We start from the raw sequence: 12,912 nt of genomic DNA, 5'->3' as shown, positions 1-12,912 counted from the left end.
ACGAGGGCGCCCCCGTCCGGGAGAACGCCCGGATCCCGGCGTCGGCGTCAGCCGAAGCCGCCGGGATCTGGTGAATGGGCGCCGCCGCACCGCGGGAGGTGTCCCGACTGGTGCGTGCGGCGGCGGGCTGCAGGGTCAGAGCTGGACGCCCACGCCCTCGAAGGTGCCGTTGCCCCGGCCGCGGTGGAAGGACATCTTGTTGCCCTTCCAGCTGACTATGTCGAGCTTGCCGTCGCCGTCGACGTCACCGGTGACGATCTTCAGGTCCGTCCAGGTGCCGGCCGCGGCCAGACCGCCGGAGTCCAGGGTCCCGTTGGCGTTGCCGGTCCAGCGGACCAGGGCGCCGTTCTCCCAGACGCCGACGACGTCGTCCCGGCCGTCGCCGTTGAAGTCACCGGTGCCGAGGATGATGACGTTCTGGAAGGAGGCGTCGGGCCAGATCTTCTTGCCGCCGCCGAAATCGAGCTGACCGTTGCTGCCGACCTTGTAGGCGTACAGCTCGCCGTTCGGGCGGGTCGCGAGGACGCCGTCCTTCGGGCTGGTGGGGTCGAGCTTGTAGCGGGTGAGGTGCTTGAGTTTGGCCCAGGTGGCGTTCTGCGGGCTGAGGGTGACGGTGGTGGCGAAGGTGCCGTCGCCCTTGCCGGCGTGCAGCAGGATGCGGTCGCTCTCCCAGACGGCGGCGATGTCGCGCTTGCCGTCGCCGTTGAAGTCACCGGCGAAGACCCGCTGGACCGTCTTCCACACACCCGGGGTCCCGACGGCGGTCGGGGTCGGCTCGAAGGTGCCCTCGGCCCGGCCGCGGTAGACCTGAAGGGTGCCGTTCTTGTCGACGGCGGCCAGGTCGGCCTTCCCGTCCCCGTTGAAGTCGGCCAGCGCACGGTGGTCGGTCAGGTTGCTGGTGTCGGGGCCCGGCACGGTGACGTTGCTCTTGATCCACTGCCCGAGGTCGTCGACGCGGACGGCACGAGCCCCCCGGCGGGTCTCACCCTCAGGGGCGCCGAGGCAGGAGCCGAGCCAGGAACCAGTGGTCAGCGCGACCAGCTCCTGCTGCCCCGCGTTCTCCCGCGTGAGCGGGCCACCCGCGTCACCCTGGCACAGCGCCGCGTCACCGGCGGGCTCGAGGTCGACGACAGCGTCGGCGGTGGTGGCGGTGACGTTGAACTGGCCACTGTTCAGCAGCCCCGGGACCCAGCTGGTCTTCGTACGCCCGAAACCGGCACTGAGCAGCGCCTGCCCGGCGGAGGGAGCCTGACCGGCCAGCACGGCCGGGGTGACGTTGGCGACCGGCGCGCCGAGCTTGAGCAGGGCGACGTTGCGCTCCGCGTGGACGACCACGTCGGTCGCCTCCACAACAGCCCCGCTGGCGGAGTTGTTCAGGTCCGCACGGCCGACCGTGACGGTGGTCTTCTCCAGGAGCTTTCCACTGGCAGGTCTGGCACTGGTGGCCGAAAGGCAGCTGGCCGCGGTGAGGACGTAGCTCTTGTCGACCAGGACGCCTGAGCAGCCCTTGAGGTGATCACCGAAGACGATCTGCGCAGTGAACGCGCGGCTTCCATCGGTGACCCGCGAGCCAGACAGGGAGGAGGCGGGCGTAGCGGTGAGCACGATCGCGGTGGCAGCAGCGACTGATGCGGCGGCCGCTATCCGCGGCTGACGGGAACGGTTAGAAGGCATTAAGGAATGTCTTTCAGAGTACGTGTGCGGTTTGCGTGGTCACGGTCGTCGGTGACGAGCCGACAGGACCGGAAGCGGTGCACGATCAGCCGCTGGCGCGGAGTGCGACGAGGGGTAATCGGTGACCGAGTTGCCCGCGATATTTGGCCGGGGCCGCAGCAAAACGCCCGCGCGGCATGCGTGGGAAGGGTGCCGCTCTGGCTACGGGGATAGTGCCCCAGTCAACTTTCCGCCCCGTCGTCCTGAATCAGCTATGGAACTACAGATTCCGTACGCGATGGTGGGGCACATAGGAGGAAATCGCGGACGCGGACTGGAGGTCAGCCAGTGACGCGGAGCTCAACGAGGATGGAGTTGGCACCACTGTCACCCGACTCACCGAACGGCTTGTAGTCGTTGGCCGGCGCGTCGATGACGGTCTGGGTGCCCGCGGCGGTGATGGTGGCCTTGACCGGGTAGTCCCCCGTCCACAGACCGTAGGACGCGGGAAGCTCTAGCGTGACGTAGCCCTTGGGGGCGTTGACGTCGAAGCAGAAGAAGTTCTGGCCGGTGCGGGACCTGACCTTGATGTCCGGCGTCCCGGCGGCGCAGTCGGCGAGGGTGATGTGACCGTCGCCGCGCTTGAGGAGGATCTTCTGCTCGGCCTGGATCTTCGCGGCGTTCGGGTAGGCGAAGTCCTCGACAGCGTCAGGCATCTCACCCCCGGCCGCCACGGCTGAGGGGGACTGAGGGCCGGCGTATGCCACACCAAGGGACGCGAATCCGGCGAGGGCAGCGGTCGCGCCGACGAGACCGGTGAACAGTGCCCTACGGGCACGGGATATTGCCACAGTTTTCCTTCAGAGGCAGGAATGGAAGGCTCCACATAGAGGCAGCCCTCTGTGATTCCCAGAAGTAAAGCACATGTATGATCCACTCGCTATCTCGAGTATCGAGGTATCGGTGGAATTTAGCCACACCTACCTTGAGAAGTGGCTGATACTCAATCACCTGCCTGCGCACCGCGCCGTACAGGTGAAGCGGATTCTGTAATTCCGAATGGCTAATTGCATGAGCATTGGCGTGAAATCGAGCTAGGGGGACAACCGCATGAAGCGGCGAGCATTCCGTTCCGGAGTATTAGGCTCCGCAATGCCATCACGAAAGAGAGGAAGAAGATCCCGCGGAATCTGTGGTGCCGCCCTCGCGGCAGCCCTGACCGCAGGCCTGCTGGGGGCGTCTCCCGCAGCGGCCGAGGAGGAGATCGAGGAGATCACCCTCGCGTCGGACCGCTCCTTGACCGTGTATGCATGGCAGAACGGTGGCGCAGGAGTCCGGGAAGCGGCCGAGCAGGCCCTTCTCGGGGGTCCCGAGGACATCCGGAAGTTCCTCGACGGGGCTGGCGCACTCAGGTACGACGACGACTACGTCGCGGCTAGCCGGGTCTTCAACGTCGGTGGTCCCGCTGTTCGTGAGGCGACCAAGGCGGCCCTGCAGGGGACTCCGGAGCAGCTGCGTGAGTTCCTGCGCAGTGGGTGGCAGAAGCCGTTGCAGGAGGACCGTGACGTCGAGGCTTCGCGGGTCATCAACTTCGGCGGTCCTGGCGTCAAGGAGGCGGGCAAGGCCGCGCTCCAGGCCGGGCCGGCGGCTGTCACGAAGTTCCTGGAAGAGGGCCAGTACAAGGAGCGGGAGATCGACAACGATGTTGAGGTCTCCAAGCTGATCAACTTCGGCGGCCCGAACATGAAGGCGGCCGGGAAGGCGGCTCTGCAGGGCACGCCCGACGACATCGTCGAGTTCCTGGAGGTGGGGCAGTTCGTCGCCCGTAACCGGGACCAGGAACACGCCACGATTGAGCAGCTGACCGAGCAGGCCAGCCAGGCCGGGCTGCAGGCCGAGGCGGCTACGGAGAAGTCGGAGGCGGCTTCCGCGCGTGCGGTTGCCGCATCCGGTCTGGCGAAGGAGGCCGCACAGAAGGCCGCCCGGGAAACGGAAGCGGCCCGCAAGGATGCCAAGCGTGCCGGTGTGAAGGCCCAGCAGGCCGCGGATGCGGCACGGGCCGCCGCGGCGGCGGCTCAGCAGGCCATCGGCTCGGCCAATGCCGCCAGTCGGGCGGCCCGGATCGCGTCCCTGGCCGCCGCCCAGACCGCGAACGCGGCGGCTCAGGCGGCGAACGCGGCGAACGACGCCTACAATGCGGCCATTGCCGCGGGTGCCGACGCGGGCAAGGCCGAAGCCGCCAAGCAGGCTGCGGCAACGGCCCGCAACCTGGCCTTGCTTACGCGGAAGTCGGCCGATGCGGCGCATCAGGCTGGCAGGGCGTCGGAGGCGGCCGGGCGTGCTGCGGACGCTTCCCGCAGCGCGAGCGCCAATGCCAATGCGGCAGCCGATGCCGCCGAGGCCGCGAACCGGTACGCGGATGCAGCGGGTGTGCACTCGGCCGAGGCCCGCAACGCCGCGGCCGAGGCCCGGCGTCACGCCAACGCCGCCGGCCGCGCTGCCAACAACGCCGGCGCGCTCGCCCGTCGCTCGGCCGAAGCCGCCTTCGCGGCACGTGACGCAGCGCGATCCGCAGCGAACCACGCCGAGAAGGCAGCGCAGGTAGCCGAGCAGGCGGCGAAGTACGCGGGCCAGTCCGCTAACGCGGCAGACGACGCACGTAAGCACGCAGAAGCCGCGAAGGAGGCTGCGGAAGCGGCGACCACGGCCGTCAACACGGCGAAGAAGGTCCACGAGATCGCGCTGGAGGTCGAGACCGCGGAACTGACCGGCCGTGCCGAGGCTGCTCTTGAGCGCTCCCGGTCGGAGAAGGCCCAGAGCGAACGCCTGGTCTCCAAGACGGCGGAGATCGCCCTCCAGGCCCGTGCCCTGGACACCACCGCCGCTGCGTTGGCCGCTGAGGCGGGCAAGCCCAATGTTGACATCGCGGCGACTGCGGCCAAGGGCCGCAAGCTCGCGCTGGACGCCCTCAAGCTGCGCGGGCCCTGGAGCCAGCAGGCCGCAGCCACCGCTCTGGCCGGCTCGGATGCTGACGTCCTGGAGTACCTGCGGACCGGCTGGCAGAAGGCTGGCCAGGAAGAGGCCCGGGACAAGGTCCTGCAGCTGAGTGTCACCAGCCCGCACCCCTCCATCCGCCAAGGTGCGGTCGAGGCGCTGAAGGGCACCCCGCAGCAGATCGCCGACTACTACGCGAAGGGCCAGTACGAGGCGGGCAAGGAGGATCTGGCCGTCGCCGTCTCGAAGGTCAACAACACGGGCGGGCCCAGCGTCAAGGAGGCCTCGAAGGCCGCCCTGGCCAAGGACAACGGCAAGGACCTGGCCGCCTTCCTGGAGATCGGCCAGTACGCGGCCCGTCGGACCGACGAGGACGTCATCGCCTCCAAGCTCGTCAACAGCGGAGGAGTCGAGGTCAAGGCGGCGGCCAAGGCCGCCATGGAAGGAACACCCGAAAAGCTGCACGAGTTCGTCACCGTCGGCCAGCACACGGCCGCGCGCAAGGACGACCTCACGGATCACCACCGCTCACAGATCGACCGCCTCCTTGCCGAAGGCGAGATCATTGCGGCCAAGGCCCAGGCCAACCGCTGGCGCGCAGCCGAAGCAGCCGCCAAAGCCAGGCAGGCCGCTGGCGAGGCCGCCGAGTTCGCCGGCGAGGCCAAGAAGTCCGCCGACTCTGCGGCAAGCCATGCAGCCAGCGCCAGGAAGTCCGCCTACGCCGCCGAAGCCAGCTCCGTCAGGGCCAAGCAGTCGGCCACCACCGCGCGCAACGCCGCAGCTGCGGCGAACCGCGACGCGGATGCCGCCGAAGCCTCCGCAGCCCAGGCAGACTTCTCCGTCGACTACGCCCGCCAGTCCGCCCGCAAGGCCGACGCGGCGGCCGGACAGGCACGCGCGTCCGCTCTTGCCGCCGGCAAGAGCAATGACGAGGCCGCGACCTACGCTTCCCAGGCCTGGGAGGACGTCAGGCGAAAGCGCGAGGCGGAGATCGCCGAAGAAGCACGACAGGCCCAGGAAGCCTGGAAGAAGCAGGCAGAGGCCGCAAAGAAGAAGAATCCGAAGTGCATCGTCCCCTCCAACCGGGACAGCCTGCCCCCCTGCATGATGGGGGCCGACGCCGACGAGATCGTCTTCCCCCACATACCCGACTGGGAAGAGACGAAGCAGCTCGCCGAGATCGCCTGGAAGCTCACATGGGAGATTTCTGGCGGAGCCGACATCGAAAAATGCATCAAGGAACCCGCCTTGGGTGACTGCGCCATGGCTGTCGCAGGCGTCCTCCCAGTCGGCAAGCTCAAACTCGTCAAAAAGGTGGCCGACGGCGTCGAAGATGCCGTGAAGGGGTCAAGAGTCGGGAAGCATGTACCGACCTGCCCTGTGAAGCCGAAGAAGCACAGCTTCCCCGCCGGAACGCCCGTTCTGATGGGCGACGGCGGCACACGCCCGATCGAACAGATCAAGATCGGCGACCAGGTTCTCGCCACCAATCCCGAAACCGGACTCACCGGCCCGCGCCGCGTCGACGCGACCATCTACACACCCGATGATCAAGACTTCACCGATATCACACTGAGTGATGACGGCGCCGGTGGTTCGGTGACCACGACCGATCACCACCCCTTCTGGTCCGAGAACGATGCGGAGTGGAAGAACGCGGCAGACCTCACACCACAGGACACCCTCCGCACACCCAACGGTGATCCAGCGAAGATAGCCAGCGTCCGCCACTGGACGGGTCTGCAGCCCGCGTACAACCTCACTGTCAACGACCTCCACGCCTACTATGTGCTGGCGGGCCGGACTCCGGTTCTCGTTCACAACGACGAGCTCTGTGGGATCCACAACGTTGTCGACGGCGGCACTCTCTATCACGTGATCGAGACCGATAAGGGTCCCATCGAAATGATGTCCGTTGTCGGAATATCAGGCAAGGAAGTGACCCTGTCCGACATTGCGGTATACGGCCAGGGGGAAATGAGTCGTGGCTCTCTCGGGCGTGAAGGCACCGCGGCGATGCTGCGTGAGATCCGGCAGAAAATGCTGCCTGCCCTGCGGGACCAGGGGTACGGTGGAGGAACCTTGCGGATCGCTGGAGTGCGAGTGTCCGGCCCCGTGGGTCACAGGCCCGACATGACATTCAAGATTCCGGAGCCGGAGTAGGGGAAGTGCGTAATGGTTACCGAGGAGGATCTGACTGCAGGGATAGCCGTCGCTGCAGAGTCGCTGCAGAAAGGCACCGAGATGGACGTAATATTGGCCGATCTGCGAAGTAGGGGATTTTCTCCAATGGACTGCATTCGTGCTGTCATGGCGATAACCGAGGCTGCCTTGCCTCAGGCGATGAGGGTCGTGCATTTCAGTAGCGCCTGGCCCGAACTCACACGCTGACAAATCTCAGCATTCGCGTGCGGATGCCCCAACAGCATGTGCTGCTGAGGCATCCGCACGTCCTGGGAGGACGTCAGGCGAAAACGCGAGGGGGAGATCGCCGAAGAAGCACGACAGGCCCAGGAAGCCTAATTGCATCAAGGAACGGCCGTGGGTAACTGCGCAATGGCTGTCGCAGGCGTCCTCCCAGTCGGCAAGATCAAACTCCTCAAAAGGGTGGCCGACGGCGTAGAAGGTGCCGTGAAGGGGTCACGAATCGGGAAGCAGCTGCCGTACTGCCCTCGTGGAGCCGAAGCACAGCTTCCCAGCCGGCACCCGTGTCTTGATGGGTGACCACACGACTCGCCCGATCGAGCAGCTTGCCGTGGATGATCAGGTCCTTGCCGCCGACCCCGACACCGGGGGCACCGGACCGCAGAGCTGTGTGGCCGGGCCTGTAGCTCCGCCAATGGGCAAAATGTGATTGCCACTGGCGAGTTCAAGACGAAGTGAGGTACCCGTTGGGCCTTGAGGCCGCGGCAACGGTACGTCGGCTGATCAAGCAGATGTTGGGTAGGGGATCTTGAAGTTTAGGCGGCGGTTGCTGCGGCGAACTACCTCGAGGCGACCTTCGCCCACCATCGTGTTGAGGAAGGCCCGTACCTCGGTGAGGGCAACGTGCGCGAAGACGGTCTGAACGTCTTTGGCCTTCCACAGACGGTCCGGTTCCTGGCCCATCAGCATGAGCACCTTGTCGGCATCCAGAGTGGCGGGCTGCTCATGGACGTGTTCGCGGCTTGCGTCAAAGAGGTGGTGACTGACGGGCCCCTCAGAGAGCTGCTGCCACAGGACCGCAATCTCCTCAATGTCACTGGCCGAATCGAGAAGGTCTTTGTACCGCTCCGCCTCTGCGGCGGCTTCGGCGTGCTTGCGGTTCCACTCGGCCTTCATGGACTCGAGATGGTTCAACGGGAACGCGACAGGATCTTGGTTTGTCACAGGGCGACGCTAGCCGCAGCGGTTGCCGGTGCCCAAGCAGTTCGTGTTTCTGCCCTCCGAAAGGGTGGCCGAAGCGACCGCCGTGACGGGTGCCTGGTCGCACGGGCCACGCCCGTTGACTGGCGTTGCCCTCACCCTGAGGCCAACGAGGTCAGCTCCAGTCAATAGACAGGGGGCCGTCGGGCAGCCAGCCGGCCCAGTACCCCTCGATGATGAGGTGAAGGTCGAGCGGGCTGGTCTGCCCTGGGTGTTGACGCAGGTCCGCAAGCCGCCACCAACGGCATCCCGCCAGTCGTTCAGGAGGATTGCTGCGGACCGGTTCCGGCAGGTGAGCCAGGGAAGCCATCAGGAGTCTGCGTTCACTGGTCCGGCGGTCGGGTGCTTCAGGCGCCACGCACCAGCCGTGGCCGGTGACCGGTCCAATCGGCAGGGAGTCGACGCCCCACCAGGTGCGTGCGGCCTCAGCGGCTGCCTGGTGGTACCCCTGTCTCGGACGCAGGAGCACGGAAGGGGGCGACAGGGTGCCTTCCTCCGCGGACAGCAGGACACGTTCGCGGCTGCGGTCAAGCAGAAGAACGTGTGCGATGCGGCGTGGTCTCGCCGACGGGACCGTCATGCTTCCCACTTTCACCGAGCGCCGTCGTACTGCATCCCGGATGAGCCGAACGTGCCATCACGCAGGAAGAGACGCACGCTTGCGTAAGGTTAGGAAGTCCTAGAAGGCATCCGCTCAGGTACACGTATCCGTGCAGGCCAGAGATACGCAGGGCCTCTACGTGGCTGTGACACATATAAGTTGATGCAGGGTCACTCGTCAGGGTGGGATACCTGTGCTGGCGCCCTGTGAGGCACATGCCCGGCTTTAGGGTGTCCGCCATGGACCCGACCGGCCTGAACTTGGAAGCAGCCCTCGCCGACCCCCGCGCCGCCGCTGAATGGCTGCAGCAAGTCGAGTCGGATGCACAGAAGTTCACCGACCGTGTGCGTCTGACGCGTACAAAGTTCGAGGCGCTGGCCGCACGGTCTTGGTCCTTCCCCCAGAGGAGTCCCAGCGGCACCCCATCCGGCAGCAGGAAAGAAGCAGACTCCAACGCCGAGCGACCGCAGGACACCTCCCAGCAGAACGGGCCTGCTGATGGCCAGCAGCGGAAGCAGCCCCGGGCGGGTCAGCTGGCTCAGGAAGCCGGAGCAGCAGCGGGGGTGGGAGTTCCCTGGAGGGTACGGGTGCTAAGGGTCCTTGACGCCGACAGCGATCCAGCACGGGAGTGGACGGTGCGGGAGATCTCCGAGGCGACGGGGAGGCCCAATCACCGAAGCATGCGGCTTCTGCTCCAGGAGCTCGTCGCCGAGGGCCTGCTGACGCGCCGGACCGAGCTGCCTCGGTCTGTGTTCTACCGGCGTGCGCTCCCGGCTCGGTCGGACGAGGAGGGTGCGATCGGATGAGTATTTGAGCGCTCAGGCACGGGGACGGGCCGCCGCCAACTCTCACATCAGCGGCGGCCCTGAACAGCCCCGGACCTGAGCAGACCCTTCACAAGGTGGTCTGGTCCCGCTCTCAAGCGGGACCAGACCGATCAGCGCGGCCTGGCCGTTTCCGGCACCCTAACGCGAACTGCGCACCGGGAAGCCGAATACAGCCGTGCCGTCATCCCTTCGGGTGGCCCGCTCCCGTGGACGCCACCCCGTCGAGGACGGACACGATGGCGCCACCCCTTCCAACGCCCAAGAGGCGCGGCCATGCCGGCTCACACCTCACGCCCCGGCCACAGGTCCCTCTCCAGAGCCAGCTCGAGGCTGGCGACGGTCAGCAGATCCGGCCACACTCGCCCGGCCAGCACGTTCGCGATGGTCAGCCGACTAACCCTGCTGCGCCGGGAGAGCTCGGCCACCGACCAGCAACGCTCCTCCAGCCCTGCAGCGAGAGCCAGGGCCAGCGCCTGGGCGACCTTGGCCCCGTGATGGTCAGTCAAGACAGCTCTGGGCCAGGGACCGGCCTGCACGTATCCGCAGGGGCTCACGAACCGGCTGTCTCCTCGGGGCACACGCCCCAGTCTCACCCATCCGGATCTCCCGGGTCGCGCAGCATCCCCCAACAGCCAGCATGGTATTCCAATGGCACCCCGCCGGGGGTGTTCGTCTGGAGGCTGCTGATGGAGCGTCGAATCGCCCAGTACCGGCCCGCCTACGCCCCACCGGCCTGGGAACGCGTCGAACACGAGGTCCGCGCTACGGTCGCCCGCGCCGCCCCGCTCACCACCCACCGCGCCCGCGACCTCCTCACCGCCCTGACTCGGATCGCGGTCTTCGCCGACCAGCACGGCCACCCGCCAGACGCCAGACGCTGGCTGGACCCCGCCATGGTCGAGTACTTCACCGCCGTCGGCTGCCCCGAAGTCCGCGAGGCAGCACGGGCAAACTACCGGTCCTGCCTCACCGCGATCCGCCAGGCCGTGTACGGACCCGACCTGCCCGGCGGCAAGCCCGTCTCACTATCCAGTTCCGACCCCTCCGCGCCCTACACTCCAGCAGAGAAGGCGGGACTGTGGGCGTGGGCCGGCGGCCAGCCCACCCAGGAACTGCGTAGGAGCCTTCGTCTGCTGCTCGTCCTTGGATTGGGCTGCGGCCTCGATACCAACGAGATCATCCCCTTGCGCGGACCTGACGTACGCGCCCTGGACGGCGGAGGCCAGGTCCTCTCCGTCCGGGGCAGCCGGGCGCGTCTGGTCATCTGCTCCCGCCCCTACGAACGCGCCCTCGCCGAGGCCGGCGAGCGCAGCGGAACCGGCTCGCTCTTCCGTCCCGGCTGCCAGGCCCGCGGCTCCAACACCGTCACCGACCTCATCTACCGTGCCACTCGCGACCCCCGCGTACCGCGCCTGGTCATGGGCCGGTGCCGTGCCACCTGGCTGGTGGACCGGATGAACATCCCCATCCCTCTGACCGTCCTGCTTGCCGCCGCCGGCCTCGACTCCCTCCACGCGCTCTCCCGCCTCGTGCCCCATCTCAAGACCATCGGCGCCCAACAGGCTGCCACCATCCTCAGGGAGATGCCGTGAGCACCGACCACACCGGACGCACCCGCCAGCAGGGAACGGGCAAGGCGCCAGCTCCTGTCTGGCTCGCACAGTTGCGCCGACGCCGAGAACCGGTCACGCAGGCCGAGTTCACCCGCGCTCGCCATTTCATCGCCATTTCCGGAATCGTCCCCCTTATCGACGGGGCTCGGCGCGAGGTCCGCAAGTCCAACGCGGGCCGCTGCCCAAGCATCAGCGTCAACGCCCTGTTGATCGGGATGACTCTGGCCGCCTGGCGCAACAACGGCCGTGTCGTTCTCGGCGATGTCGCCGACATCCTCGCCCATCAGCTCACCCCCGCCGCCCGCACCCGACTCGGCCTCCCCACCTGGCCCGACACCGCCGACGGGTTCGAGGCCGCCTACAAGACCGTCCGTCTTGCCTTCCACGCGGCCGAAGCCGTCATGGACCCCTCACCGCTGCCCAAGCGACGCCTGAGCCGGGCCGATGCCGCTCGGCTGGAACAAGAAGCCGACCCGGTACAGCTCGCGGCCCGCCGACGGCTGCTTGTCGAGGTCACCAACCGTCTCGTCGAGGCTTCCCTGGCCCCCGCCAGGCCCCATATCGAGGCCTTGTGGGACGGCCCGGTCGCCATCGACGCTACCCCTATCCGGACCTTCTCGCGTGGCGTCGCGACCTCCGACCCCCATACCGCCACCGACCCCGACGCCGCCTGGTACGTCCGTGAAGGCGACCACCGAGACCCATCCGACACCCCGGGCGGCCCCACGAAGCGCAAGAAGGCCAAGCGCTTCCTCTACGGCTTCGAGGCGACCCTCGTCGTCACCGGAGAGACCTCACCCAGCCCGCGTGGCAACACCCACAACCCCATCCCCGACAACGAACACCACCTACCCGCGCTCGTCCTGGCCTTCACCGTCCACAAACCCGGCCACGACCCCGCCGGCAACGCCCTCACCGCACTCCGCGACGTGCACCGCCGCGGCTACCGGCCCGGCTGGCTCGCAGCCGACCGCGCCTACAACGCGGCCCTTCCCGAAACCTTCCACATCCCGGTACGCGATCTCGGCTACCGGCCCATCTGGGACTACCGCATCGACCAGCTCGGCATCCAGGGCTCCCACGGCGGCGCCCTCCTCGTCGACGGTACCTGGTACTGCCCCCACCTCCCCGAAGCCCTGATCACGGTCACCTCCGACCTCCTCAACAAGAAGATCGACAAGGACACCTGGCGAACCCGCGCCAATGCCCGCGCCGCCTACCGCCTGCGCCCCAAGGCGGCTCCCGACCACCGCGGCGCCCGCCGGATGCTCTGCCCCGCAGCCGGTACCCACCCCACCGTGGCCTGCCCAGTCAAACGCCGCAGCCTCGGCCGCGACCCCCGCCACCCCGTCGTCGACATCCCCACCACCACAGCCGGACATCCCGAGGTATGCCGTCGGGAGTCCCTGACCTTCGCCCGCGACATCGGCATCCGCCACTGGCAGGAGCTCGACCACGGCCTGGCCCCCTGGACCCACCACTACTTCCGCCTGCGCAACCGCGTGGAGCACTTCAACAGCTACGCAAAGGACCACGAAGCCATCGAACGCAGCCGCACCCGCCGCATCCGAGGCGTCGCCGCCCAATCCCTCCTCCTAGCCTTCCAGATCGCCCACGCCAACCAGCGCAAACTCACCAGCTGGCTCGACACCCTCCCCGTAGACGACCAGCCCGCCCGACGCCGCCCCTCCAACCGCCACAAACTCAAGAATCCCCGCAGCTGGACCCCCCAGGGCTACCTACCCGACCCAGCACCCGGCACCTGACCCCTCCCACCCCCTGCACCCCACCTGACCAGCACATACGAATCTGGCCCCCC

At 67.5% G+C, this 12,912-nt stretch carries 8 protein-coding genes; 4 read left to right on the top strand and 4 right to left on the bottom strand.

What is annotated here, in order from left to right; translation table 11 throughout:
* Positions 1-135: 135 nt before the first annotated feature.
* Both ACFY7H_RS00125 and ACFY7H_RS00120 read right to left on the bottom strand, forming a co-directional pair.
* Positions 136-1,605 carry an FG-GAP-like repeat-containing protein gene (locus ACFY7H_RS00125; RefSeq protein WP_388930789.1) on the bottom strand — a complete coding sequence of 490 codons (1,470 nt, stop codon included), beginning with the start codon at positions 1,603-1,605 and terminating at the stop codon, positions 136-138.
* A gap of 389 nt (positions 1,606-1,994) precedes the next feature.
* Entirely contained in the window at positions 1,995-2,369 is a 375-nt protein-coding gene (locus ACFY7H_RS00120; RefSeq protein WP_388930787.1) for a hypothetical protein, read from the bottom strand.
* Positions 2,370-2,805: 436 nt separating this feature from the next.
* Here ACFY7H_RS00120 and ACFY7H_RS00115 point away from each other — a divergent pair, with 436 nt between their 5' ends.
* Positions 2,806-6,810, top strand: coding sequence for a polymorphic toxin-type HINT domain-containing protein (locus tag ACFY7H_RS00115; protein ID WP_388930784.1), 4,005 nt, complete (start codon positions 2,806-2,808; stop codon positions 6,808-6,810).
* 765 nt (positions 6,811-7,575) lie between these two features.
* Here the strand turns inward: ACFY7H_RS00115 and ACFY7H_RS00110 are convergent.
* Positions 7,576-8,016, bottom strand: coding sequence for a hypothetical protein (locus ACFY7H_RS00110; RefSeq protein WP_388930781.1), 441 nt, complete (start codon positions 8,014-8,016; stop codon positions 7,576-7,578).
* 876 nt (positions 8,017-8,892) lie between these two features.
* Between ACFY7H_RS00110 and ACFY7H_RS00105 the strand changes: the two genes are divergently transcribed.
* Positions 8,893-9,459: a hypothetical protein gene (locus ACFY7H_RS00105; RefSeq protein ID WP_388930779.1), complete on the top strand. Its 567-nt coding sequence runs from the start codon at positions 8,893-8,895 to the stop codon at positions 9,457-9,459.
* A 302-nt stretch (positions 9,460-9,761) separates the two neighbouring features.
* Here the strand turns inward: ACFY7H_RS00105 and ACFY7H_RS00100 are convergent, their stop codons facing one another.
* The gene (locus tag ACFY7H_RS00100; protein WP_388930776.1) at positions 9,762-9,986 is read right to left on the bottom strand and encodes an XRE family transcriptional regulator; all 225 of its coding nucleotides are present in this window, start codon (positions 9,984-9,986) and stop codon (positions 9,762-9,764) included.
* Between the two features lie 180 nt (positions 9,987-10,166).
* Between ACFY7H_RS00100 and ACFY7H_RS00095 the strand changes: the two genes are divergently transcribed.
* Together ACFY7H_RS00095 and ACFY7H_RS00090 are read left to right on the top strand one after the other, a co-directional pair.
* Complete coding sequence (locus ACFY7H_RS00095) at positions 10,167-11,072, top strand: hypothetical protein (RefSeq protein WP_388930773.1); 906 nt, start codon at positions 10,167-10,169, stop codon at positions 11,070-11,072.
* Entirely contained in the window at positions 11,069-12,859 is a 1,791-nt protein-coding gene (locus tag ACFY7H_RS00090) for a hypothetical protein (protein ID WP_388930771.1), read from the top strand. The genes ACFY7H_RS00095 and ACFY7H_RS00090 overlap by 4 nt, the downstream gene beginning before the upstream one ends.
* Positions 12,860-12,912 lie beyond the last annotated feature (53 nt).

Origin of the sequence: Streptomyces sp. NPDC012794, assembly GCF_042901085.1 — a bacterium.
Lineage (GTDB): Bacteria > Actinomycetota > Actinomycetes > Streptomycetales > Streptomycetaceae > Streptomyces.
This window is presented reverse-complemented; position numbering and strand designations above follow the sequence as displayed.